Source organism: Selenomonas sp. FC4001 (assembly GCF_000701565.1).
GTDB lineage: Bacteria > Bacillota > Negativicutes > Selenomonadales > Selenomonadaceae > Selenomonas_A > Selenomonas_A ruminantium_B.
Genome location: NZ_JNJF01000010.1, coordinates 1 through 25,524, shown reverse-complemented (window position 1 = coordinate 25,524; position 25,524 = coordinate 1). Strand labels below are relative to the sequence as shown.

Here is a 25,524-nt window from a genome sequence, read left to right as displayed (position 1 = left end):
TATTTCTATGATTGTAAATTTATAGACAATTTGGGTAATAATAAATTTTCAATCATAAAAAGTACATTTTTTTAGGGCGCGAATCCCTTCTCCATATCGTTAGTCGTTTCGATATTTTCTCACAAAAAGGGAATTTCGTTTTTGTGCCCGTCATAAATACTATATTTCGTTTACATGCTTATACTACTACAAAATTCCATACTAGTCAATACGAAATATGATTTTTATTTATTATTTTTCATCGTTTTTCTTATTGAGAATTTTTTTCGTAGTTTTCCTGCCTGAGGTCTTTTCTTTTTCGCGATTTACTTGTACAATAATAACTAGTTATTTATGGGATGAGGAAGGGATTAGTTACAATGAACAGAGAGGATTACATCAAGGCTTTGATTAAGTCCCATGGTTACACCATGAAAGACTTCGCCAAGTTAATCAATATGCCTTACACTACTTTGTTGTCCATTCTCAATGGCTCCATTGGCGGTGCTGCCATGGACAACGTGTTGAAAATCTGTGGGGCTCTGAACATCCGCATTGAAGACCTCAACAATCTGGCGGATAAAATGGATACGGACGAGCCTCCTGCTTCTGAAACAGCCGGCATTGACCCGCAACTGTTAAAACTGTTGCAAAACCTGCCGACAGAGAAGCAAATTGCCTTAAAACTGTTACTGGCCGACAAGTAATTCATAACACGAATATATTCCCTGCCAGCAGGCAGGAAATTCCCAACCCGATAGCGAATAAGTCTAACACATAGCGAAAAAGGGAGGGACTTCCATGGAAAAACAAATCGCCGTCTGGCTGTTAAAGCGTGGCTACGCTGATGATGTGGAACAGGGTATACGCTTTGCTGAAGCTCTGGCGAAGAATGAATGTACCGAGGAAATGCTTGAAACCCTCAGCCATAACATTGATGTGTTTATGACCGTCGGTGGCCCTGTAACCGCCGAAAACCTCCTGCCCTTCATGCAGGAGAAGTACGATATGGCCAAGAAACTTATCAAATTCTGGAGCGAAAATCCCAAGGACACCAATGCCGTTTTCTTCTTCAACGAATGCAGAAAACACGGCGTCGAAGTCGAGTAGTAACGCATACAAAGCGAGGTCGTTGCATGAAACGTGCAACGACCTCGTTTTGTATCCTCAAAGATTTATTTACACTTGTTCTTTTTCCATTTTAAAATTTACATGTATAATTCAGCATGTAACTTGCCGGAGCATCATAATAGGTTGATGCTGAATGTGAAATTACATCATGGCGATTTAACACATTATTTACGGTCAGCGTAATTTCTTGGACAGCATCCGGCTTATAACTGGTATGCCAGCTGGTAAGGAAATATGGCTTTGTCTCAAACGAGTGTTCACTGGACGGTGTCTGTACCCGTTCGCAAAGATACGACCCGGAAAGATTTGAAATCAATTTACCCTTTTTATAGGTAACGCCACCAGTCAACTGCAACCTGCCAAATTTTCTGTCCCAGTAGTCTTTCTTCGTGCTCTTTACCTGTGGATTCTGCCAGGTGATTCCCCAATGATAAGACAATGTATTATTGCTTTTGATATCGCAAGCTAATTCCACACCAGTATTGCGAAAGTCTTCATTTTCATAGGTATATTGGCTGCGGCCTGAAATCCATTTTGCGCTGATGTTATCGGCAATATCCATATGGAACAATGCCAATTTCCAAGCATGATTATGATGATTTTGTTTCCAGCCAATCTCATAATTTACACCTTTTTGCGGCTTTAAGTCCGGATTGGGAACTCCTGCGTCCGTAGCTCCATACATTTGGGAAAATGTCGGCATGATAAACGACTGACTAATGTTAACATAGAGGTTATTCGCCTTGTCCATTTTATGCAGCCACTGCCCCGAAGCACTGAAATTATGATAATTCTGGCTACGCCATGCACCTGTTGTCCACGTCTGACGTATGCCAAAAATCCCTGTGTTTTTATCATCAAATTTTTGCTCCAGCTGGGCAAATACGGCCCAATTATTGCGAGAATAGTCTTCTGCTTTCGCAGTACTGTGCGCATAGAGTTTCTGGTACCTTTCCCTCTGCAGGCTCAAGCCACCAATCCATTTGGTGCGCGGAGAAAGCTGCCAACGGCGCTGCACGTCCAGACCATAGGTCACATTTCTCTCTCTGGTGTTGTAAAATCTACCCGTGCCTGTAGTCTTTTTCAATGCCGAAGTCCAGCTAGTCGGCCCATGTGATTCTACTGTACCATCATTCCAATACAGACTAGCTTTCCATTTTTTGTCATGATAATTAAGTTGGGTAATATGACGCTGTGTTTCGTACGTACGGCTGTTGAAGAGTGTCCCCACCTTTGCCGCATCCGCAGGTTTGACTACATCCGTAAGCCAACGATCATATGTAGACTCAGTCTCAAAATGATTATACAAGAAATCCAGGTTCTTGGTTATGGCGTAGCTTATCCCTATGGATTGTTTCTTGACATTATTCAGATTCGTACGCGTATGCCCCGCAGTACCAACATCTGACCTGCTGACGTCCACACCATGCTTCCATTCGCTGAAGTCACCATGAATAACCAATCGGTCATCCCCTACATTTAAAGCATAATGATGCTGCCCGGAACTCCCAATTCCCACCGTTACCATATTGGCTGCTTTTTTCTTGGTAATGATATTTACCACACCGGCCATGGCCTCACTACCGTAAAGTACCGAGCCGCTGCCCTTAACCAGTTCAATACGTTCAATCGTATCGGCAGGAATCGCAGACAAATCATACTTGCCACGCCAGGAAATGGGGTTACCATTCATAAGTACCAGTGTACCATTGTCCACGCCGCGGATATTGATTTCATTAGACATAGTACCCATAGCTGCTCCGTTATGGCCAAAAGCACCATATGCCACGCCATCTGCTTTTTCTAATACTTCCGCCGCCGTCTTGCTGCCAGATTCCCTGATTTCCTGCGCCGTAATGACTTCCGTAGCTGCCGGAGTATCTACTTCCCGTTTGTGGCTGCGTGTTGCCGTTACCACCACATCACCGAGATTTTCCGTCACTATCTGTTTGTCAGCAGCCTCCGCCAAAGAATAGCTGCCAGATAGCATTACCGCCGTCACCCCCAAAGCAATCTGCTGTGACCATATTTTTTTATTCTGCAAAATCATCATCTCTCTAAAAACTACATTCTCTATTACCAGTCATCTTCATCAATGAGCTGAAATCCATAAGTTGTGGTATAGCGTCCGCGGTGGCCATTCATCTGAAAGTGACAGCCATAGGCTGCGTTTACTGCTGCAGCATCCATGTCCGGATACCCAGAGGATTTCACCACTTCCACCGCTTCGATGGAATCATCCTCGGCCACTAATATCAGTACCTGCACAGAACCTTCCACGCCCTGCTGACGCAGACTTTCCGGATAGACAGGACTGGGGCGATAGATGCAGCGTGCCGCCACACGTTCCGTGCCGGCTTGCATATTTTCCGCGCCGGTTCCATTGCCATTGCCTACACTGGCAGCATGGCCAGCACCACTGCCCATGCCCTCGCCAGCTTGCCCATTACTTGACGCTGTACCTACACCGCTGCCCTGCCCATTGGCAGCGAATTTATTTTCGCCTGCCGCACTTCCCGCCACAGTTGTTGTCGAAACGCTTGCCTGGACCTGATGCTGCTGGCGGTATTCCTGCTGCTTCTGCGGCTCCTGCGTATAGCTTTCCTGAATTGGCGGCAGATTATGGGTGGGCAAAACCACATCCAGTGGCGGGGCAACAGAATCAGGCGCTGATGCCGGAGTTGCTCCACCGACCAAACTACCGCCAGCAGCGCCATCATCATCTAACAGCGCCACATCTACCGGGTCTGCTTCCTGTACCGGTTTGACCAGCAGAAACAAGCCACTAAATGCCAGCAATACGAATACAACACCATGCAGGCCCAACGAAACTGCCCAGGCCTTTAGTTCTGCTTTCTTTTCCGGCCGCATATCACTGTCCCCCGGCACTGGCTGCAGCCAGACCAACCCTGCTCACCCCAGCGCCTTTTATCTTGTCCAACAGTCCCATGACCATGCCATAATCCAGCTTCTGATCAGCCCGCACCACCACAGAAAACCGCGGATTACTAGCTTGCTGGCGGGCTGCTTTTTGCAACAGTTCCTGCTCGGCAATCGGCTTATCCTCCAGCCACAAGCTGCCATCATTTTTCATCGTAATTACATAGGTCACCTTGAGCTGTGTTTCGGCATGGACTGCCTGAGGCATATTGATATCCACAGTCTTGAGATTCACCATGTAGAGCGTGCTCAGCATAAAGAACACAAGCAGGAAAAACATAATATCAATCATAGGAATGATGATGATTTCCGGCTTCTCCATATGACGGCGATCACGCAAACGCATAAGCAGCACCCACCTTTGTCAGTTCCGCCTGGCTGGCCTCAACCAACGAAAAAACCTGTTCCATATCCGTGACAATATTTTCTACCCATTGCACGAAAAAAGCATGTACAGCTAAAGCCATAATTGCTACACATAGGCCAAAGGCCGTGGCAATCAAAGCTTCCCCGACCCCACCGGTAATGGCCGCAGCCTGTGCCGACTGCATATTGAAAACGCTGAAAGCCGAAATCATGCCGCTGATTGTTCCCAATAACCCTAACAACGGCGCCATCGTCACAATGACATGCAGGTAATACAAGCGCTGCCGAAAATGTGCCAGCGTTACACCTGACTGAATTTCCATAAAGCTGCTGACATCCTGACCGTCAGCGGCCCGTACTGCTGCCTGCACAACAATATCAGCTATATTTCCGGATGTTTCCTGCGCCAATCTCAACGCCCCCGCATAATCATCCGCTTCCATTAATTCAGCAAACGACCGGGCAAAATCACGCCCCGAATCCATGCGGCGGAAATATTGGAAACGCTCCAAGCCGATGGCCATGACAAACAAAGAACATAAAAGCAGTACATACATAACCAGTCCGCCCTTTTGAAAGAGCGCCAAACCTGCAACAATATTTTCCATTGACATCTACTCCATTCGCTGTTGTTTTCTCAATAGATACAAAAAATACGGTGTACCGATAAAGGCCGTCATGATACCCACGCGAATCTCTGTGCCATCCCAAAGCACTCGGCCTGCAACATCACAGAAAAGCAGGAAGATACCTCCAGCCAAAACACTTGCTGGCAGCAGCCGCCGATGGTCAGGGCCGATGAGCATCCGCAGCATATGCGGCACGACTAGACCTACAAAACCAATATTGCCGCTGATACACACCCCAGTTGCCGTGGAAAAAGCTGCCAAAAACAGGAACAACAGGCGAAAACGGATTACCGGAAGCCCCACAGCCTTGGCTTCTGTTTCTCCTAGTGACAGAATATTAAGCTGACGTGCCAGTAAACACATAAAACCTACACATAGGGAAATCGGCAACAGGCCCAGCCATACATGTTCCCAACGCCGGTAATCCAGTCCCCCAATTGTCCAGAAGAGATACTCCTGTAATTTGTTTTCATTTAATGCTGTCAACAGCATAGCTGCCACCGCCGCCAGAAACATACCAACGACCACACCAGCCAATAATAATGTCAGCACTGGAATTCGCCCACGTCGAAAAGCCAATGCAATCGTCAGGCTCACGGCCAACAAAGCACCCAATAGTGCACATAGGGGCAATGCAAATAACGTTACTGCTGAAAAACCGGTGGCTATGGCGACAATAGCCCCCACTGAAGCCCCACTGGACACACCGATAATCGCAGGATCTGCCAGAGGATTGGCAAAAAGTCCCTGCAGCGTAGCCCCAGCGGCAGCCAAAGCAGCTCCCGTCAATAGCCCCACCAACGTACGAGGCAGACGAATGTGCCAGATAACTGCCTCTTCATTTGGTGTCAATCCATGCACAGGTGCAATTCCTGCCACACTGCCCATAGCATCCAGCACATGCGTAAAAGGGATGTCCATCTGCCCCCAACTAAGGGAGAGTACCGATAAAAGCAACAAAATAAAAAACATAGCCGCCATTACCTTGGCAAAATTTGTCTTCAATGGATAGCACCTCCCACCAATAAAGGCAGCAGTTTACTATCCTGTACCACCCGTCTGGTATAAATATCAGCGTGACCAGTATGGGGATGAAAATCGACACATACAGGCACACCATAAGCTCGCGTTAATACCTGCGGCTGCAAAACCATCCTTGGCGGACCATCAGCCAGCAGATTCCCTTTTCCTAACAATAACAGTCGCGAACAAAATCTAGCCGCCAGAGCCAAATCATGTACCACCACCAAAATGGTTCGTCCAGCCTGACACAGTTCCCGACAAAAGCGGAACAATTCTTCCTGATAAAATAAATCCAAACCGCTGGCTGGTTCATCCAGTAGGAGCAGCGGAGTCTGCTGTGCCAATACCTTAGCTAGCAATACCCGTTGACGCTGACCGCCAGACAAGTCATTGACCGACATCGCTGCAAAATCAGCCACTGCCATGTACTCCATGGCCGCCTGCGCGATTCTTATATCCTGCGTCCCTTCCCTCTGCCACCAACGCATATGCGGCGCTCTTCCCATTAACACCACATCCTGCACCGTAAATTCGAAGGGTATCTGACTTTGCTGTGGCAGATACGCCACCATTCGTGCCAATGACTGCTGCCTATAAGCAGATAAACTCTTTCCCATCAATTCAATCCTGCCTGAAGCCGTCAGCTGACCTAGCAGAGACTTTAACAGCGTACTTTTACCAGCACCATTAGGACCGATTATACCGATAAGTTCCCCACCGCCGGCAGCAAAAGTAACCTGGCTAAAAACATGCTTATTCCCATAACCAGCCTGCAAATTTCGCACATACAATAATCGTTCAGCCATTAGAATCTAACCTTTATTCCCAATTGGAAGGAGCGACCTGCCAGCGGATAAGCAAAGCCGGTATAACTGGACTTGGCATAGAGATTATAAACCTGATTCGTCAGATTGTTTATTTTGAAATAAACATCAACATTCTTTTCTGCCGCATAAGTGGTGTTGAAATCCCAAACTGCATAACTGCGGCAACCATAAAGATCAGCATCCAGTCCGCTGCCCATACGTCCTAAAAGATTTGCCGTCCAACGGTTGCATTTATAGTGAATCCCCAGCCGATATCCATTTGGTTGATAAAAAGCCACCTTATCGCCATTCAACTTGCTGTCGATATAGGAATAGCCAATATCATATGACCAATGTGCAGAAGTTTTGCCGGTAAAGGTAATCTGAATTCCTTGCTTTTTCTCATGATTGACATTTTCGGCATTTGTCAAGGAAGTTACTGGATCATATACCCACCTAATGGCATCATCCAAAGAGCTCCAAAAGTAGCTTACATCCACCGCTGCTTTCGGGGAAAATTCATGGCTGATTCCCACGGTTTCCGCATGGCCAGACTCAGGTTTCAAATGGGGATTACCACGCATCCAGGCATCCGTATAAAACATATCATCAGCCGTTGGTGCCTTAAAAACTCTTCCCCAAGATGCATACATCTTTGTATGTTTATCAGGCCGGTAATTCATAGCAAGCTTCGGCGTCCAATGGATGCCAAAAGCATCATGATGATCCATACGCAGCCCCGGTACCACGTAAAACTTGTCACTCAAGCGCATGGTATCCTGTACGAAAAGCGCCTGCGTGGTAATCGTCTTATTTTCGTAGCCACTCTGCTTATTCGAGGATTGACTCTGATGCCATTCAGCGCCCCATACCAGTTTATTATTCGCTCCCAGCTGCCAGCCATTCTGATAGTCTAGGCCTTGCATATGGGTGTCAAATTTTCCCTGATATGATGTGGACTTATAGTTGGCAAAATAACGCAGAAAACCAGTTACCGGCTTATTCTGTTTAAAATTCCATGTTAAAGCACCATAATTATAGATATGTTCCTGTCTGCCATTACTCTTACCAGCTATACCGGCATCCAATGAACGATGCGTAAAAGTAAAACGCAAAGACTCCTGCTTCGTCAATTGCTTATCGAGCCGCAGCGATATGCTCTGATTGTCATAGTCGCTATTTGGCATTTGGTTGCTGGAACTTCCGCCCCCTTTGTAATTGAAGTCTCCCCGTTTCTGTAAGCCTCCCGTTACAAACCAGCTCCACCCATTTGCTATTCCCTGATTTGTCAATTCATAGTTATGCTGACCGAAAGACCCCATATTCATATCCAAAGTAGTCTCGGCTTTTTCTCCCTGTCGTGTAATGATATTGATGACGCCCCCTACTGCATCACTGCCGTAAAGCGCAGAGCCCGCCCCTTTGACCACTTCAATACGCGCAATATTTTTCACCGATGGCAGCATCCCCAAGCTAATACTGCCACGAGTCATCGACCCCTGGTCATTATTTAGGCGCTGACCATCAAGCAAAACAACCACACGTTGATCACCATTGATAATTACCTCCGCATCGCCATTGGCATTCCCATTGGTAATGACCACTCCATTGACATTACGCAGAGCCTCCCCTACGGTCTGATAGCGATTATCCTCAATCTGCTGAGCCGTAATTACCGTGACATCTGCCGGCGTGCGCATCCGGGTGGAGGGCATACGCTCTGCCGTTACCACGACATCACCCAAGTCCTCATTTACTGTTTCAGCTTGACAGATTGTCGCCCCCAAGCACAAACTCCCCATAGCACATGCCGTCAATGCCTTCCTCGTCAAATTATTCTGCACTTAAGATTCCCCCTTAATTCTCGATTGCTGACAAGTGCTGCTGTGGTGGCAATTTAAACTTGTCGCCGTAGACGCGATAGGCTATCTCTTGTACAGCAAAAACAAAATCCTGTGAACAATTATATATATATCCTTCATCCGGTTCTAACAGCTGACCATTTTTTATCGCCTGCATATTTTGCAGCGAAGGATCATCCAGATATTCGGACCGGAAGCGGTTAATATCAAATTGACCATGATTATTATATGTTGGTAAAAATAAAATATCTGGATTTATCTCCACCAATTTTTCCTTGCTCATCTCTTCGCCGTTTTTAATGCCTGCGGCTGCTCGCCCGTTGATTACACCAGCCAACTGACATGCTTCATCAAAGCAACAGCCTGCACCACCATAGCCCTTCATCAAGGAAATCAGCACCACACTGCGTCGCTGCTCAGCAGGTATTTTTTCCACCTTTTCCCCAATATCCGCAAGCTTTTTATCCATCTTGGATAGCAATATCGCCCCTCGCTCTGGTTCGCCAGCAGCCTGAGCCAGCAGCGTGATTGTCTCCTTAATCTCCTGCAAACTGCGAGGCCCCTTACAAACCACCACTGGAATCCCTAAATCGCGCAGCGCTGCCACACGGGACAAATCTCCCCAATCAGGAATAATCACCAAATCTGGCTGCAAAGCAGCTATCTCCTCCACCGAAGGATAACGGATTTTGTTCGCCACCTGTTTTCCCAACTCTACTACGTTGGAACTCGCTGGATCATCCAGCATGGCATTAACTGCTGCCATGCGCTCTGGTTCTACCAATCCCAACATTATTTCATCCGTACTCATGGACATCGTCAGAATGCGCCGTGGTTTTGATTGGATGTTAACCGACGTCCCCTGTACATCCATCACCGTATAGGCCGCGTTATCTTTTTGTTCTGCCGTATTCCCTTTACATCCAGCCAAACATGCCAGGTTCAATACCAACATTATTGCCAATATCCAGCGAAAAGGTTTTTGCATATTCCATCCCTCCAAACAATCAAAAAAGCCATCCTCGTAAAAGGACAGCTGAAAGCCTGCACTATAAAATTACCTAATGGCACAGAAAATACGGCTAATCCCCTCCCCATCCCTCGCAGGTAATAACGGTGATTGTCAATTAGGCAGTTCTCCTGGCTCTGGTTCGTTGCACCTCTGCGCCTTCCCAAGGTTTCCCCCAGTGACGTTACTTTTGCAGATTCGCTCCCCATTACAGTGGCGTGACCGCGCCGGAATTTAACCGGCTTTTCTATTAAGTATTACAACACCTAATCCCTATAAAATTTATTGTTTACAATATGTTTTATATAATATCATTATCTATATTTGTTGTCAATGCTAGTAACTTTGTTCTTCTAAAAGCCATTCATACAAAAAGTGGGCTGCTACACGTTCAATACTCGTGTAGCAGCCCACTTTTTAAGCTAGTACGTAAACCTCAATGTTTCTCCGGCCGAAGTTCATGCATTCGCCGTAAGTTTCCATGCACAGGTCCACTTTCTGACCGCGGATAGCACCGCCGGTATCGGCAGCGATAGCCACGCCATACCCCGGGATATATACCCGGGACCCCAATGGAATGACCCCAGGGTCAACCGCAACGACACCGCGGCGGGCAGGAATACCAGTGGCGGTAATGCCTGCGCCGCTCCCATCTGTGGGGAGGTAAGCCGTTGCTTCCATAGTGTAGGCGGCGGTATAGGCCATCATGCCCATTTCCGTCTGCACCTTGGGTCTCATCTGTTCTTCACGCATACGCTGCAGTGCCTCGCGTTTTTTGGCACTGTCAGATACTACTATGTCTAGGTTCTCCTGAATTTTCGCATCCAGTCCCAGAGGCGTTTCCACGTCCTCCAGATTATAGCCCAACTCGATCAGGGCGTCACCTACGGTCTGCTTGCTGGTCACAATCTGTTTTGCCTGACCATTGTACGTTACCGTTACCGGAACCGCGCGGTAAACGGTGATTTTCGTGTTCTTGCCATCCTTTTCCAGATGGTATTCGTCATTGGCTCTAAGTTTCACGCCATTTTTTCCTAAGATAAAAGCTGGATTCGTATGATTAGTCGTGGTCGTAATTGTCTTGCCATCGGCCACAATGGTCACCTGGTGCCAATCGTCCGGCAACGTGGTTTTGGTAAAACCAGTTGTCATCATCATCATAATGGCCAGCACCACGCACATTACGATTTTCTGTTCTTTATGATTGAATGTTAACAGCTTCTTTAAACTCATTAAAAGCCCCCTTCAAGGTTTGGTGAAGAACTTTTAGCAGTATAGCATGAGATTTGAACCCTTGTCAAATCCCACCGATATATTCTCCCACATTTAGCTGAAAAACACATGAAAAATGGGAATAAAAAAGCAGTGGACGGCTATTTTCATAGTTCGTCCACCACTTTTGCTCAAAAACAGGCAAATTCCCGTTTTAGATACCGTATAATTCCTCAGCGCTCTCTGAGGTTTGTTTAGCCACCATTTCCACAGAAATTCCCTTTATTTCGGCAACTTTCTCCGCCACATAACGGACAAAAGCCGGCTCATTCTGCTTGCCGCGCATGGGTACAGGTGCCAAATATGGGGCATCTGTCTCCACTAAAATGCGTTCCAACGGGAATTTTTCCACGATTTCTGGAAGTTTCGCAGCGTTTTTGTAGGTCAGCGGGCCATCCACGCCGATATACCAGCCCATTTTATAGATTTCCTGAGCCATTTCGAAGCTACCGGAGAAACAATGCAGGACACCTTTTAGGTCTTTGCCTTCCTTTTTGAGGATGGCCAGCGTGTCCCCATGTGCCTCTCTATCATGGATGCAGACCGGCAGATGCAGCTGCCGGGCCAAATCGAGCTGATGGATAAACATGCGCCGCTGCAGCGCCCGCTTATCTTCATCCTTTTCCCAGTAGTAATCAAGGCCGATTTCGCCGATGGCCACCACACGCTCCGCTTCGGACCAGCGAGCCAGCTGGTCATCATCGGCAGAAGTCAGTTCATAGATTTCCTCGGGATGGATACCCACACCGGCGTATACACCTTCATAAGCAGCGGCCAGTTCCACCGCCTTGGCAGAGGCTTCTAAGGTATCGCCCATATTAATCAAGCGGGTAATACCGGCTTCCTTTGCCCGGGCTATGACTTCCGCTTCCTGTCCCGCAAATTTCCCATCATTAAGGTGAGTATGCGTGTCTACCAGTTCAAAAGCTGCCATCTTAGCGCACCGTGGAGCCGACCGGCATATCCACCGACACAACCTTCAATTCATCGCCCTGAGAAGCGGCCAGCACCATGCCGTGGGAAACAATGCCGCGAATCTTGGCTGGTTTCAGATTGATGACCATGACCACGTTCTTGCCAATAAGTTCAGCAGGCTCATAGTGCTTGGCAATGCCGGACACGATTTCACGCTGTTCATCGCCCAAATCCACCGTGAGTTTCAAGAGTTTTTCCGTCTTGGGCACGGGTTCTGCTGCGAGAACCTTGACTACCCGCAGATGAATCTTGGCAAAATCGTCAATGCTGACTTCTGCATTATCGTCAGCCTGTTCTTTTTTGTCCGCTTTCTTTTCCTGCTTGTTTTTCTTAGCCGGTTTTTCCTGTTTGGCAGGAGCTTCTTCCTTCTCTACTTCAATGCGCGGGAAAAGCTGTTCCGGCGTACCAACCTTGTGGCCACCTTCGATGCCACCCCAGGTCTTAATATCGTCAAGCTGAACATCAGCAAAGCTGCCCGACAGGTTGAGCTGCTGCCAGATACGTTCTGCCGTAATCGGCATAAAGGGGCTAATCAGCACGCTGATATGGCGCAGGGATTCAGCCAGATTGTACATGACATTAGCCAGTTCCTGCTTCTTGCTCTCATCCTTGGCCAGTGCCCAGGGAGCCGTTTCATCAATGTATTTGTTCGCACGGCTGATGAATGCCCAGACCTTCTTGATGGACAGGGAAAGTTCCATCTTCTCCATGTTTTCGGCGAAGTAAGCAACCGTTTCAGCGGCGTCGGCCTTGAGGCTCTTATCCACGTCACTTTCGCCCTGTGGAGCGATAAGCACGCCATCCTGGAACTTGCCCACCATGTTGAGGGTGCGGTGCAGGAGGTTCCCGAGGTCGTTGGCCAAATCGCTGTTGATGCGGCCAATCAGCGCATCACGGCTGAAGTTGCCGTCCTGGCCGAGGTTGATTTCACGGAGCAGGAAGTAGCGGATAGCATCTGCACCGAATTCGTCAATGAGGCCGATGGGGTCGATGACATTGCCCTTGGACTTACTCATCTTGTCGCCGTCCACAATCAGCCAGCCATGGCCGTAAACCTTTTTCGGCAGCGGCAGGTCGAGGGCCATGAGGATGCAGGGCCATATGATGGTATGGAAACGCACAATTTCCTTGCCCACGAGGTGCAAATCAGCCGGCCAGTACTTATTGAACTTCTCTTGGTCATCGAGGAAGCCAATCGGCGTCAGGTAGTTGGTCAGTGCATCGAACCACACATAGATAACGTGCTTTTCGTCAATGGGCACAGGAATACCCCAGTCAAAGGACGTACGGGAAATGCAAAGGTCTTCGAGGCCCTGCTTGATGAAGTTAATCATCTCATTACGGCGGGATACCGGCTGAATGAAATCCGGATGTTCTTCGATATAGGCGAGAATCTTATCCTGATAATTGCTCATCTTGAAGAAGTAGGCTTCTTCGGACACTTCCTGCACAGGACGGCCGCAGTCCGGGCAGCAACCGTTTTCATCGAGCTGATGCTCCGTCCAGTAGCTTTCGCAGGGCGTGCAGTAGAGGCCCTTATAGGAACCTTTGTAGATATCGCCCTTGGCATAAATGCGGCGGAAAATTTCCTGCACCACTTTTTCATGGCGTTTTTCCGTCGTGCGGATGAAGTCATCATTGCTGATGTTGAGCTTCTGCCAAAGGTTCTGGAAGCCAGCCACGATTTTGTCCGTGTATTCGATGGGCTTAATGCCGGCTTCTTCGGCCTTCTGCTGAATCTTCTGGCCGTGCTCATCCGAGCCCGTCAGGAAAAATACATCATCCCCGGCCAGGCGGTGGTAGCGGGCAATGGAGTCCGCAATGGTCGTGCAGTAAGCATGACCGATGTGCAGCTTGGCACTGGGATAGTAAATCGGCGTGGTAATGTAAAATGGTTTCTTTTCAGACATGGAAAATGATCCTCCTTATATTGCACCCGCAAATGATTCGGGTGTTGTATGCGTTGTTACTTCTTGGGCAGCATAACCACAGCTACCGGCAGATTGGACGCGCCCGGCGGGGAGAATTCAAAAACGGTTTCCCCTTTGCCGATGCTTTCACCTAAAGGCGCGAGCTCCGTATTCTGGGCCAGCTGCCATTTGCCCGCTTCACGCTGAGCCTGCATTGTATCGGTTTCCGGTGCGGTTCTGTCACCAAAGTATTCGCGTGCACCCGGCGTGGGGAACAGCGTATATGTCTTGGTGGCCTGGAAGCTGCGCATGGCTCCAGCGTAAACGCCGCCAAGGGGACTCAGATAGTAGTCTACATCCCCGTCCTGCACCGGCAGTTCAATGCGGTAATTGATACCGTAGTTGCCGTAGTTGGTGACGGCACTGCCATCGGTGGCATCAATGCCCTTACGGTATTTATCAGACTTGTTATCAGCCAGCATGAAGTATACGCCCCCATCCTCGCCAGGGTTATACACTTTGCGGGCCGAAAGCACCCGATTCATGCCCTTAAACGTGCCTCTGAGGCGCATTTCATCCTTGGGCAGTACCGGCAGATTGCTCACTGCCGTCACAGGGTCGCCATAGGCATCCAACATGATTACCGACACCAGCACGGAATGATCGGCATGGAAGTCAAAGACACCATAGGTCAGTTCTCCGGGCTGCAAAATGGTCATATTCATATCTTCCTGCAGCAGGCGGGACATCCCGGGCTGCAGGTCGATTTTCTGATTCTTTTCCTGGCTGAAATACTCCAGCTGTGTGGCCTTGCCCACCTTGAGGTAATCGCTGCTGGGCTGGCCATTGCCGCCGCGGGTAATGGTTACCGTATTGGCGCCGTTATACTCATTTTTGAGTACGACCGCCAGTTTCTTGGGTTCACTGGTGTTATTGAGATGGTAAAACAGCACACGGGCATCCCCCTTGACAGAATCCTGATAGAGAATGCCGTTCTGGTCCACATACTCTGGACTGTCGGAGAAAATCAGGGTGCCCCCTTCATCCCGGCTGTCCATATCCCAACGGGCCAGCCCCTGCGGGTTCTGCTCGTCCTGTGTCTGCTTTACGTCTCGCGACTGCAGAATATTTTTTATGCGGTCCAGGATTTTCGTATCCGATGCCCCCTTTACCTGCTGATGAGCTGCAGTTCGGTCGGTGCGCACAATCGCAGCGCCCTTATCCTCTGCATGGCGGGCCTGTGCCAGTGCAGGCATCATAATGATGCCCGCGGCCAGCACAGCCAGTATTTTCTTAGTTCCTTTCATTAAATCAAAACATCCTTACTAAAGTATTACTCGTTGACTATATGCTGATGAATTCCCAGACGGGTCATGACCTCGCCCTTGAACAGACGCAGCTTGAACTCCGTCAGCCCCAAACGGGGATGCGGAATATTGGTGCGCTGCAACAGATAGGGATTGGTCTTGAATGTATTGAGTCCCCCATCACCGGTCACTGCTGTGAGGTATTCGTTTTCCTTCAAAAGTTCCGGCATGCCTTCATCATAAGCCCCGTTCGGATAAGAAAAGGTGAAGATGGTCTTGAGGCCGTTCCACTCCATCAGAAGCTTGGAAAGCTTCATTTCCTCTGCCTGCTTCTCCCTGTCCAAAGTGGTCAGCGGCTGATGGTTGGCCGTATGGCTCCCCAGCTCAATGCCCCGGTTCTGCATATCCCGCAGCTGATTCCAGGACAGATACCCCTTGCGGCCAATGCTGTTGGTGACCATGTAAACTGTGGCCTTCATGCCTCTTTCCTCCAGCATGGGCAAAAGAACGGTGTAATTGTCCTCATAGCCGTCATCAAAGGTCAGAATCACCGGCTTATCCGGCAATTCCTGCTTGCCCTTCTTGGCCCGCACAAAATCCTGCATGGAAATGGTGGTATAGCCCTGTGCCTGCAGATAATCGAGCTGCTCCTTAAACTCCGCCACCGGCACTGCATAGGACCAGCCTTCCTCATCCACATCATCACAGACATGATGATATTCGAGCACCAGTACGCCCCGTGGCGCCGGTGTCATGGTCAGCCAGGAAATAAAAACCAACAGGACAAAGGCCAAGATGCCCAGCCCATACTTCACATAACGCAAACTTACATCCCTCTTCCTTATTTTATAGCAGCTTCGAGCTGTTCTGCTATCTCTTTTAGTTTTCTCATTCTATGGTTCATGCCGGACTTGCTGATGCCCAGCATTTCCGCCAGTTCCTGCAAAGTGGCATCGGGGTTCTCCAGACGGGCTTTGGCCGCCGCCCGCACCTTGGGTGGCAGGCTGGCCAGTTTGCCATCTTTTTCCAGCGCCCGGATAATCGCCAGCTGCCGGCCGGCAGCATCCACCGCCTTCTGCAAATTGGCGGTTTCGCAGTTCACCAGCCGGTTCACCTGCTCCCGGACTTCCTTGACATTGCGGGCCACTTCGAAGCTTTCCACCGCTTCATCCGCTTCCAACATGCCCAGGAAATCAATTACGGAATCGCCTTCCTTCATGTAGACGATATAGGAATCCTTGCGGTCCACAAAGCCCGCCGGAAAGCCCATGCGTCGCAGCAAATCATAGAGCAGATTGCCCAGCTCGAAGCTCCCCGTCACCAATTCCAGATGATAGGCCGCCTCGGGACGGTTCACACTGCCGCCCCCCTGAAAAGCCCCCCGCAGATAGGCAATGCGGCAGCACTGCTTCTTCAGGATGCCCCGGTCATTTTCCATATTGAGGCTGTCATCATGGAGAAAGCCAATCCTTGTAAAGAGCTCGTTGACCTTCAGGGATGGCACTACCCGCACGGTATAACTGTTATTCTTATTGAGCTGCCGGGAGCGGCGCACGGTGATTTCCGTCCGCAGATTCTCCCCTTCGCTTTTTAATAGCTGCAGCACCTTGCGGGCCACAGCCGCATTTTTCGAGGTAAAATTCAGGCCAAAGGTATGACCGGCGCCAAAGGTAAGGTTGGCTCCCATGCGCAAGAGCGCCGCCAGCTCCGCTCCCCGGCAGCAGGCATCCTCATAATAAAGCCTTGCCAGTTCATTCTTTACCTCTGTGGCAAAGGATGGCATAAGCCTCCTCCTTTTCCCAAGTTACTTGATTTCGTATTTCTTCAAGGCACTGGGCTGAAGATGGTAAACCATATTCATAACCGCCTTGCTGAGCTTATCCGGGTCGTGACGGATGAGTTCCTTTTCGTTGATGATATCCGCCTTGACGAAGCCTACGCCCAGCGCGTTGATGGCATCTTCATCCACTTCCACCGGATAGGCGCCCTTAGCCGCATAGTAATCCTGCATCTCCGGCGAAATCGGCGAATCATTGACCAGCATGTAGTCGATGATGCCCTTGCCGCCATGGTCGATAATGGCCTTGGCATGCATGGAAGCCGTATAGCCATCGGTTTCCCCGGGCTGGCTCATGACATTGCAGATGTATATCTTGATGGCCTTGCTCTTGCGGATAGCCTCCGCCACGCCGTCCACCAATAGATTCGGCATGATGCTGGTGTAAAGGCTGCCTGGCCCTAAGATGATGGCATCGGCATTGGTAAGTGCATCGAGCGCCGACTGCACCGGCTGCACCTGTTCCGGGAACAAACGCACCCGATGAATTTTCTTATGGACTTCGGGAATCTGGGATTCCCCTTCCACTACAGTACCATCCTCCATGATGGCGTCCAGCCGCACATGGTCTTTCGAAGCCGGCAGTACCTGACCTTTCACCGCCAAAACCTTGGAGGATTCCCGCAGGGCCTGCTCCATATCGCCCGTCACTTCATTCATGGCGGCGATAAAGAGATTGCCAAAGCTGTGACCTGCCAGTTCCGACTCCCCTTTGAAGCGGTACTGGAAGAGTTTTTCCATCAACGGTTCTGTATCGGCCAGCGCCACCAGACAGTTGCGCAAATCTCCCGGAGGGATAATGCCAAATTCCTCCCGCAGGCGGCCAGAGGAACCGCCATCATCGGCTACTGTCACCACAGCGGTGACATTGCTGGTGGCAGCCTTAATGCCCCTGAGCAGTACCGACAGGCCATGGCCGCCGCCCACTACGGTAACATTAGGGCCTTTGCCCAGCCGTCGCTTTTCATAGATAATATCCACCAGCCGTTCGGAATTATCCGGCAGCAGCACCATGATAACCGAGCGAATGACGTAGCGGGTAGCCGCCAGCATCAATACCGCCCCCAGCGCCACTACGAGAATACCGATAATCGTGGTGATGGAATAATCATACGTCCCCTTCCAGAGGTAAACCGCCTGAAAGATGGCTTCTTCAATGGCATCGAGATATTTATAGTTAAAAACGAGGGCCAATCCCAGACTCACCAGCATAACTCCTGCCGAAAACAGCACGAGCCAGCGCTTGAATTTCATGCCAGGATACAGCCATTTTAACAAATGCATATCTTAGCACTCCTCACGCACGTGTTCCCACACATCGTTTTTCATTAAGTCCCTATGCTCCAGTTTCACCGGCAGGCCCTTGTCCTTGAGCCGGTCAAAAACATGTTTGGCAATAAAGACGCTGCGGTGCATGCCGCCGGTACAGCCCACGGCAATGACCAGCTGGCTCTTGCCTTCCTTCACATACTGGGGCACAAGGAAATCCATCATGCCGTCCAAATGCTCCATGAAATCCTGCGTCACTGGGAAGCCCGCAATGTATTCTGCCACTTCCGGCACAGCACCGCTCTTATGGCGCATGGATTCAATATAGAAGGGATTGGGCAGGAAGCGCACATCAAAGACCATATCCGCATCCAGCGGCATACCGAACTTGAAGCCAAAGGACAGCACGTTGATGCTCATCTGCTCTCCGTCGCTGTTGCCAAAAATCCGGTGAATCTTGTCGCGCAGTTCCACCTTTTTGAGTTCCGACGTATCGATAATATAGGTTGCCTTGGCTCTGGCCGGGGACAGACGTTCCCGCTCCTTGGCAATGCCGTCGGAAATGCGGGAAGACGGTGCCATGGGATGGCGGCGGCGAGTCTCCTTATAACGCCGGATAATGCAGGCATCGGAAGCATCCATAAAGAGCATTTCATAGGGGACATCTTCCTTGTCCATATCGTCGAGCACATGGATGAAGGTGTCAAAAAATTCCCGGCTGCGGGTATCCACCACCAGCACAACCTTGCCCACATGGTCACCCGCATGCTTGCAAAGTTCCACGAACTTGGGTATAAAGACAGGCGGCAGATTATCCACCACGAAATAGCCTAAATCTTCCATATAACGGCAGGCCTGGGTCTTACCGCCGCCGCTCATGCCAGTGACAACCACCAGCCGGAATTTATCTTCTTTGGTTTGTTCCTGAACTTCTTTGCCTTCTTCAAATTCCTGTTCCATCTAATCCACCTGCCTTACTCTGTCTTGAGAACGTATTTATACACAGCCTGCGCCCAGCCGTCATCATCACAGTTGCCCGTCACGGCATCGGTTACGGCCTTGACTTCTTCCGTACCATTGCCCATGGCGACGCTGAAACCAGCAGCCCTCAGCATAGGCAGATCGTTTGCTGCATCGCCAATCGCCATGGTCTCGCTGATGTCGATATCCAGCATTTCTGCCAGCCGCACCAGCGCCGAAGCCTTGGACACACCCGGACTGATAATCTCAATAAAGTCCTTGGAAGATTGGGTCAGCGTAACACTATCCCCAAATTCAGCCTCAAGTTCTGCCATCCAATCCTGCGTAACCGCAGGGTCAGGGGTAATAATCAGCATCTTGTACATCTGGCTGACCTTTTCCCGCATGCCTGCATAGCCGATATTTTCGCCAATGACTTTCTGGCTGTGCTCATAGCGCTTGGAAAATTCGCCGTAATCGGAATAATAGAGTTCATCACCGCTATAGGTCTGCAGGTACCAGCCTCTTGCTGCCGCAAAATCCGTAATCCGGCGGCAAATATCTTCATCTAAATACTGCTCGTAATAAATCTTGCCGGAAGTGGATTTGATGAGGGCTCCATTATAGGTAATGATGGGCACATCCAGCCCTAAAGCCTCAGCCACCGGCATAGCCGCCCGGTACATGCGCCCGGTGGCAATGGTCACAATGGTACCCGCCTTGGCCGCTGCCTGCGCCGCTGCAATATTGCCTGCCGACACAGGTTGGCCTCCCCGCAAAAGGGTGCCATCCAAATCCGTTGCCAACAATTTTATCGTCATAAAAATGCCCCCTCGTGGTATTTTTACTGTTCCTATTTATAATCAATACTTCTATTTTCTCACATCCCGCTGAAATTGCAAGGAAAAACTCGAATATGTTATACTATCTATGTAAATTCGTAAAATTCATGAATGATAGAGAGGAATCTTACTGATGATAAAAAAAATCTTTATGGGTATCGGCCTGCTGCTGATGGTTATCGGCATCTTCGGCCTGTCCTACACCTGGCATATCGACCACCGCACAGCCGAGAGTTTGTCAGCCTACTGCCGCATTGATTTCCAAACGTCGCATACGGCACAGGGAAAACTTGAAGGAGCAGTGCTGACCATCTGGGACTGGCGCTACGACAATGCCAAGCTCAAAAACGAAGCCGTCCTCTACACCGATGGAGATGCCTGGGAAATGAAAGCCGCCACCAAACAAACCCCGCCCCCCCATGACAGCCGCGACCATGCCTGGCAGAACGAAAACAAACTCTTCGTCGAACTGCCTCGCTCCAGCCTGCCCGCCATCAAAAAAGCGGAAACCGTACGGTTCCGCTTCTACTACGATAATGGACAGACAATCGACTTGCCGCTGAATGAGCCGGATTTGGAATACTGGAAAAGACAGGTACAATAAATTCGTTGTAATAAGTTAGTCCGGCGGGACCGGACAGATTTTACCCCGACTGCGCTTGTGCGACAGGCTAAACCTATTTTTTGCCTTGATTTAGCGGGAACGGCTTAAACTCACTTCGTTCAAACAAAAGCCTTTTCCCGCTAATATTTAGGTGGGCAAAAAACAGGTTCTTAACGCCTGCCGCCCAACGCTTCGCTGGGGCAAAATCTGCCCGGCCCCGCCTCCGTCTTTATTGACGATACTACAGCAAAAGAGTTTCCCTCTAACAACTACATAATAAATTGGTGTAAAAAAATTAGTACCATGATATAATTTAGGTAACAAAAGGCGAAAGGAGAACTACTTATGAAAGAGTATTGCAAACTCTACAAGGAGAACCATACGCTCATATTCGCCATTATGCGGATATGGGAAACGGACGAGAACGGCGAAAATTTGGAAATGCGCGTGGAATGCGAGGACGATATGGACATCTATGCCGAATTCACCCTCCCCGCTTACCATTGCCATCATGCTTATGGCTTCAAAGAAAGCGAATTAATGGAGATAAAAAATTTCCTCAAAGATAACGCCGTCACAATTTGGCGCATGGCAAGGGGTGAGCTCTGTGCCTAAAGCGTTAGTTGACTTCCTTGGCTACGCAATCTACTTTTGGCTCAACGAAAGCGAACCACTGGAACCAGTACATGTGCACGTATCCAAAGGCCGCCCCACTCCCAACGCCACCAAGATATGGGTGACAAGAAACGGTGTCAGACTTGAACACAACAACAGTCAAATCCCCCGCAACGAACTAAAGGAACTACTAAACTTCATTAACGAGAATAAAAATACCGTTATCGTTGAGTGGGCCACCAGATTCGGCAGAACTGATTTTAAGGAAAAATAATCATAGATACTGACAATCAAAATCTGACCGGCCCAACTAGCCGCCAGCGGTGATGCTTACCTAAGCGGAGCGTTAGGCGAGCGAGCGTAAAGAAAAATCTCCTGTGCCCACCTTAATATCATGGTTAAAAGTCTACTGTTTGAGCGCAGCGAGTTTTGACTTTTAGCCATGTTTAATTAAAGGCAAAGGAGATTTTTTAGCGAGCCGCCGAGCACCGCGTGGCAAGCATCACCGCTGGCGGCGTACTTCGTACTGCAAATTAACGATATACTCTCGGCACCCGCGCACTAAGCAAACAGGGAATTTCGTAATTGATGGTATCACCCCAGCGCGCCACCTCATCAATGGTCAAGCTGTCACTGCCAAACAATGTAACAACATCCCCAATTTCCACATCAGCGATATCCGTCACATCCACCATGACCTGGTCCATGCACACCCGGCCGGCAATCGGCGCTTTCTGGCCGCGAATTTCCACAAAGCCCTCTTTGCCATAGGCCCTTATATAACCATCCGCATAGCCAATCGGCAAGGTCGCAATGCGGCTTTCCCGCTCGGCAATGAACTGCCGCCCGTAGCCAATGCTTTCGCCCTTATGCAGCGTTTTAAGCCACACGACTTTGGCCTTAAGACTCATCACCGGCTGCAAATCAATGGGATGGGTCACTTCCTCCGACGGCCAAAGGCCATACTGGATAACCCCCGCCCGCACCATATCGAAATGCGCTTCGGGAATTTCCAAAATCGCCGCCGATTCTGCAATATGCCTAATGGCCAGCTTCACGCCCCGGCCTTCCACTGCGGCAACGGCCTCCTTGAACGCCGCCAGCTGCTTTTGCGTATAGCTCTTGTCCTTGCAGTCCGCCATGGCAAAATGCGAGAACATGCCTTCAATCGCAAGATTCGGCAACTTGGCAATACTTGCCGACAAATCTCCGATTTCCTCCGGACGCACGCCAATGCGCCCCATGCCCGTGTCCACTTTAAGATGGACGCGGGCTTTTTTCTGCTGGCGTACAGCTTCACGGGAAAGGGCCTCAGCCAAAGACAATTCACAGACCACCTGGGTCAGTTCATAATCCACCACATCCTTGGCATCCTCCGGCATAACCAGTCCGAGTACCAAAATCGGCGTCGTAAAGCCGGCCTGCCGCAGTTCTATGCCCTCGGACAAGGTTGCTACGGCCAGATATTCTGCACCTTCTTCAACTGCTACTCTGGCGGCAGCTACCGCACCATGACCATAGGCATTGGCCTTGACCACAGCACAAAGCTTCACGCCTGCCGCCAGCTGTTTCTTTATCTCTCTATAATTATGACGTAACGCCTGCAAACTTACCTCGGCCCAGACCGGACGATTTGGCATTAGTCCCACGCTCCTTTTATATTAAACTCTATGCGAAAAATCACCCTCTTAGTATACCAAATGTGTTATGATATAGCTATGATGAAATTGCTGAAAAAAGCGGATATTGTGCTGATTGTCCTGCTCTTTGGCTTTTCCCTCGTGCCACTGGCAAAATTTGGGCAGCCCGAAGCGGCCTGCTTTGCCGAAGTCCGGCAGGACGGACAGGTTATCGAGCGCATCCAGCTCACCGGCCATGTGGGAGTTACCGAATTAAATGTGCCTTATAAGTCGGACATGCAGGAACATCACAACCACATCCGCGTAAAAAATGAAACCATCGCCATCGACGAAGCCGACTGCCCCGACAAAATCTGTGTACAGACAGGTGCCATCTCTAAACCGGGAGAAATCATCGCCTGCCTGCCCCATAAATTAATCATTGAAATCAAAAGTGAGTAATCCCTATGGAACTGCGAAATTATCTTCATATCGCCCTGCTGACAGCAATCTCTCTGGTGCTGTTTCTGGTGGAGGGCCTTATCCCCCTGCCCTTTATCGCGCCGGGTGCCAAACTGGGGCTGGCTAATATCGTTACAGTCTATGCGCTCTACACCATCGGTCCCCGCAGCTGTCTCTTTATCATCCTGCTGCGCACAGGACTGGCCTCCTTTTTCGGCGGCGGGCCCACGATTTTTCTCTTCAGCCTGGCAGGAGGCCTCTTAAGCCTTGCTGCCATGACAGCACTCAAGCATACCGCCCGCTTCTCCATTATGGGCATCAGCGCCGCTGGCGGTTTTTGCCATCACCTCGGGCAGCTCATAGTTGCCGCCGTTGCCGCAGAGACACTGAACATCTTCCGTTACCTTCCCATCCTGGGCACCTGCGGCCTTATCACTGGCCTGCTTATCGGCTGGCTGGCCGCCAAAATCCAACGACAATTCTAATCCACCTCTAATTGACTTCCACCTTTTTTTCTGCTACCATCAAAGTGTAAACTTTTATTTACAGAACCATAAGTAGAGGAGGTTGCGAACATGGATGTAAAGATGTCAGTACTGCCGCATAATAATGTTGATGTACTAAAAAGCCAGCAAGGCCGTCTTATCAGTGCCATCACGGCAGTGAAAACGGAAAATCAGGATGCTGCCAGCAGCCTGCCCCCCCTTCATTCACTGATGGCCAGTCTGGACGCCGTACAAGGCGCCACGGAACTGGAAAACTTAGGCCACGCTCCCCAGCCCGCTTTTGCTGTGGATATCAATAGCGAGCAGCAGGAAATGGACCACTACGCCCAGGATGCGTTTAGAGTAGAATTAAGCAACTAAGCCATTAAGCACGCAATAAAGCCCGCCCTGTGGGTAATAGGTTTCCGTAGCGTTTGACAAGCTTGTCTCAGCGAAGGAAAGCTATTACCCACAGGGCGGGCGTCTTTATACCACGTTTTATACATCGTTTTACCACTTGATTCCCAACAGCTTCTCCAAAAATTCTTCTTCGGAGCTGGCCTCTATCTCCACGATATTGCTTTGGACTTTCTTGGCCTGCTCCTCTTTTTTCTCCTTCTCCGCCTCCTGGGCGGCTTTTTCTTTTTCCTCAGCCTTCTTCTCTTTCGCCTCTTCGAGCCGTTCCTGCTGGTCAGCACTCATCTTCTCCAACTGGGCAAAGAGCTTCATATTACCTTCACCGTCAAAGGTAATCGAAACCTGCTTAAAGTGCACGCCTTCACCAAGCTGGCCGCTTTTCTCAATGCGCTTGGTCATATCAATCGCCGATTCCATCTGACCGATAACCTTCTCGGCATATTCCTCATCACTTGCCATCTTCTCCAGTTCTTCCTTGGTAAAGACCACGGAATACTGCTTGGTGCCCTTGTCCATGTAATTCTTCATGTCGTCCTGATTTTCCGCCACAAAGAAATCATAGTCCCCATACTTTTCCTGCAGCTTGGCAAATAAATCTTGCGCCTTCTGTGAAAGCTGCGTACCCCCAGCCTTCTGCTGTCCCGCTAATGCCAGCCCATCTGCCGAAAACTCCACCTGAGTATCCTGCATATACTGTGAAAAAGGCTCCTGTGCCTGCTCTTTCTTTTGAGCACCCTGCCCCTTCTTCCCTACCTGCCCCATATTCTGATAAAACGAGGCCGCAAAATTCGCACTGATGTTGTTTGACATGTCAATCTCCTCCTGTGACAAAACCGAAATCCTTTTCAACGCCAGCCCCCACAGGGCATAGCTCGTTATTATCAGTATAGCATATATTTTCAGACACTTACAAGGTGCAAAAAATGTATACAGACGATTTTTGTTCGATACATAAGGCGGCGGGCCGGGGAGGCAATAACTTTCGTCTGCTTATGCAGGCTTGCCTAACGCGACCGAAAGCCATTGCCTCCCCAGCCCGCCTTAATCTTAGCACGAAATTGTAAGCGGCGTATACAACGTACAAAAGCCGTGGGGGCAGATGATGTTTTTCCGGCGCGTTAGACAAGCCTGTATAAGCAAAGGAAAAGTATTATCTGCCACCACGGCGGCTTACCACATAGATGTAAACAAAAAATGTACTACGA

At 49.6% G+C, this 25,524-nt stretch carries 27 protein-coding genes and 1 riboswitch; of the genes, 8 read left to right on the top strand and 19 right to left on the bottom strand.

All coding sequences use genetic code 11. The annotated features are described in order from the left end of the window. The first annotated feature begins 359 nt into the window (after positions 1 to 359). Positions 360 to 686, top strand: coding sequence for a helix-turn-helix domain-containing protein (locus T320_RS04520; RefSeq protein ID WP_037353420.1), 327 nt, complete (start codon positions 360 to 362; stop codon positions 684 to 686). 94 nt (positions 687 to 780) lie between these two features. Continuing rightward, on the top strand, positions 781 to 1,089 hold the full coding sequence (locus tag T320_RS04515; protein ID WP_026759797.1) for a hypothetical protein: 309 nt from the start codon (positions 781 to 783) through the stop codon (positions 1,087 to 1,089). A gap of 91 nt (positions 1,090 to 1,180) precedes the next feature. On the opposite strand, the gene T320_RS04510 is transcribed toward T320_RS04515, so the two are convergent. From T320_RS04510 to T320_RS04430, 17 genes are all read right to left on the bottom strand, one after another. Further along, positions 1,181 to 3,163, bottom strand: a complete 1,983-nt coding sequence (locus tag T320_RS04510; protein WP_231465846.1) for a TonB-dependent receptor plug domain-containing protein — start codon at positions 3,161 to 3,163, stop codon at positions 1,181 to 1,183. A gap of 23 nt (positions 3,164 to 3,186) precedes the next feature. Then, positions 3,187 to 3,981 (bottom strand): energy transducer TonB, encoded by a 795-nt coding sequence (locus T320_RS04505; RefSeq protein WP_037353418.1) that lies wholly within the window; start codon positions 3,979 to 3,981, stop codon positions 3,187 to 3,189. A 1-nt stretch (position 3,982) separates the two neighbouring features. Beyond that, positions 3,983 to 4,396, bottom strand: a complete 414-nt coding sequence (locus T320_RS04500; RefSeq protein ID WP_037353414.1) for an ExbD/TolR family protein — start codon at positions 4,394 to 4,396, stop codon at positions 3,983 to 3,985. Then, a complete protein-coding gene (locus T320_RS04495; protein WP_037353412.1) occupies positions 4,383 to 5,024 on the bottom strand; it encodes a MotA/TolQ/ExbB proton channel family protein in 642 nt (213 codons plus the stop codon). The genes T320_RS04500 and T320_RS04495 overlap by 14 nt, the downstream gene beginning before the upstream one ends. A gap of 6 nt (positions 5,025 to 5,030) precedes the next feature. Next, positions 5,031 to 6,026: a FecCD family ABC transporter permease gene (locus tag T320_RS04490; RefSeq protein WP_037353593.1), complete on the bottom strand. Its 996-nt coding sequence runs from the start codon at positions 6,024 to 6,026 to the stop codon at positions 5,031 to 5,033. A 20-nt stretch (positions 6,027 to 6,046) separates the two neighbouring features. After that, complete coding sequence (locus T320_RS04485; protein ID WP_037353411.1) at positions 6,047 to 6,874, bottom strand: ABC transporter ATP-binding protein; 828 nt, start codon at positions 6,872 to 6,874, stop codon at positions 6,047 to 6,049. Beyond that, entirely contained in the window at positions 6,874 to 8,718 is a 1,845-nt protein-coding gene (locus T320_RS04480) for a TonB-dependent receptor plug domain-containing protein (protein WP_081824774.1), read from the bottom strand. The genes T320_RS04485 and T320_RS04480 overlap by 1 nt, the downstream gene beginning before the upstream one ends. Before the next feature lie 13 nt (positions 8,719 to 8,731). After that, the gene (locus tag T320_RS04475; RefSeq protein WP_037353408.1) at positions 8,732 to 9,724 is read right to left on the bottom strand and encodes an ABC transporter substrate-binding protein; all 993 of its coding nucleotides are present in this window, start codon (positions 9,722 to 9,724) and stop codon (positions 8,732 to 8,734) included. Between the two features lie 124 nt (positions 9,725 to 9,848). Further along, positions 9,849 to 10,030, bottom strand: a riboswitch (cobalamin riboswitch). 132 nt (positions 10,031 to 10,162) lie between these two features. Further along, complete coding sequence (locus T320_RS04470) at positions 10,163 to 10,978, bottom strand: G5 and 3D domain-containing protein (protein ID WP_037353406.1); 816 nt, start codon at positions 10,976 to 10,978, stop codon at positions 10,163 to 10,165. A 193-nt stretch (positions 10,979 to 11,171) separates the two neighbouring features. Further along, complete coding sequence (locus tag T320_RS04465) at positions 11,172 to 11,951, bottom strand: TatD family hydrolase (protein ID WP_037353405.1); 780 nt, start codon at positions 11,949 to 11,951, stop codon at positions 11,172 to 11,174. Position 11,952: 1 nt separating this feature from the next. Continuing rightward, positions 11,953 to 13,902 carry a methionine--tRNA ligase gene (gene metG, locus T320_RS04460; protein WP_037353403.1) on the bottom strand — a complete coding sequence of 650 codons (1,950 nt, stop codon included), beginning with the start codon at positions 13,900 to 13,902 and terminating at the stop codon, positions 11,953 to 11,955. A gap of 56 nt (positions 13,903 to 13,958) precedes the next feature. Further along, positions 13,959 to 15,209, bottom strand: coding sequence for a hypothetical protein (locus tag T320_RS04455; protein ID WP_037353402.1), 1,251 nt, complete (start codon positions 15,207 to 15,209; stop codon positions 13,959 to 13,961). A gap of 26 nt (positions 15,210 to 15,235) precedes the next feature. Continuing rightward, entirely contained in the window at positions 15,236 to 16,033 is a 798-nt protein-coding gene (locus tag T320_RS04450) for a polysaccharide deacetylase family protein (RefSeq protein WP_081824773.1), read from the bottom strand. A gap of 17 nt (positions 16,034 to 16,050) precedes the next feature. Further along, positions 16,051 to 16,992, bottom strand: a complete 942-nt coding sequence (whiA, locus tag T320_RS04445; RefSeq protein ID WP_037353399.1) for a DNA-binding protein WhiA — start codon at positions 16,990 to 16,992, stop codon at positions 16,051 to 16,053. 21 nt (positions 16,993 to 17,013) lie between these two features. After that, positions 17,014 to 18,330 (bottom strand): gluconeogenesis factor YvcK family protein, encoded by a 1,317-nt coding sequence (gene yvcK, locus T320_RS04440; protein WP_037353396.1) that lies wholly within the window; start codon positions 18,328 to 18,330, stop codon positions 17,014 to 17,016. Positions 18,331 to 18,333: 3 nt separating this feature from the next. Continuing rightward, the gene (gene rapZ, locus T320_RS04435; protein WP_051608591.1) at positions 18,334 to 19,275 is read right to left on the bottom strand and encodes an RNase adapter RapZ; all 942 of its coding nucleotides are present in this window, start codon (positions 19,273 to 19,275) and stop codon (positions 18,334 to 18,336) included. A 14-nt stretch (positions 19,276 to 19,289) separates the two neighbouring features. Next, positions 19,290 to 20,096, bottom strand: coding sequence for a Cof-type HAD-IIB family hydrolase (locus T320_RS04430; RefSeq protein ID WP_037353393.1), 807 nt, complete (start codon positions 20,094 to 20,096; stop codon positions 19,290 to 19,292). Between the two features lie 154 nt (positions 20,097 to 20,250). On the opposite strand from T320_RS04430, the gene T320_RS04425 reads away from it, so the two are divergent. The 3 genes from T320_RS04425 (at position 20,251) to T320_RS04415 (ending at position 21,610) form a co-directional block, all read left to right on the top strand. Then, positions 20,251 to 20,721 (top strand): hypothetical protein, encoded by a 471-nt coding sequence (locus T320_RS04425; protein ID WP_177166225.1) that lies wholly within the window; start codon positions 20,251 to 20,253, stop codon positions 20,719 to 20,721. A gap of 345 nt (positions 20,722 to 21,066) precedes the next feature. Next, a complete protein-coding gene (locus T320_RS04420) occupies positions 21,067 to 21,336 on the top strand; it encodes a hypothetical protein (protein WP_026759778.1) in 270 nt (89 codons plus the stop codon). Continuing rightward, on the top strand, positions 21,329 to 21,610 hold the full coding sequence (locus T320_RS04415) for a DUF4160 domain-containing protein (protein ID WP_037353390.1): 282 nt from the start codon (positions 21,329 to 21,331) through the stop codon (positions 21,608 to 21,610). The genes T320_RS04420 and T320_RS04415 overlap by 8 nt, the downstream gene beginning before the upstream one ends. A gap of 259 nt (positions 21,611 to 21,869) precedes the next feature. Here T320_RS04415 and alr read toward each other — a convergent pair whose 3' ends face one another. Beyond that, positions 21,870 to 22,976, bottom strand: a complete 1,107-nt coding sequence (gene alr / locus T320_RS04410; protein ID WP_037353389.1) for an alanine racemase — start codon at positions 22,974 to 22,976, stop codon at positions 21,870 to 21,872. Between the two features lie 60 nt (positions 22,977 to 23,036). Here alr and T320_RS04405 point away from each other — a divergent pair, with 60 nt between their 5' ends. The 3 genes from T320_RS04405 (at position 23,037) to T320_RS04395 (ending at position 24,283) form a co-directional block, all read left to right on the top strand. Further along, the gene (locus tag T320_RS04405; protein WP_197019371.1) at positions 23,037 to 23,417 is read left to right on the top strand and encodes a NusG domain II-containing protein; all 381 of its coding nucleotides are present in this window, start codon (positions 23,037 to 23,039) and stop codon (positions 23,415 to 23,417) included. A 5-nt stretch (positions 23,418 to 23,422) separates the two neighbouring features. Then, complete coding sequence (locus T320_RS04400; RefSeq protein ID WP_037353386.1) at positions 23,423 to 23,902, top strand: Gx transporter family protein; 480 nt, start codon at positions 23,423 to 23,425, stop codon at positions 23,900 to 23,902. 90 nt (positions 23,903 to 23,992) lie between these two features. Beyond that, positions 23,993 to 24,283: a hypothetical protein gene (locus T320_RS04395; protein ID WP_026759773.1), complete on the top strand. Its 291-nt coding sequence runs from the start codon at positions 23,993 to 23,995 to the stop codon at positions 24,281 to 24,283. A 129-nt stretch (positions 24,284 to 24,412) separates the two neighbouring features. On the opposite strand, the gene T320_RS13860 is transcribed toward T320_RS04395, so the two are convergent. Beyond that, complete coding sequence (locus tag T320_RS13860) at positions 24,413 to 25,129, bottom strand: DUF6033 family protein (protein WP_051608590.1); 717 nt, start codon at positions 25,127 to 25,129, stop codon at positions 24,413 to 24,415. Positions 25,130 to 25,524 lie beyond the last annotated feature (395 nt).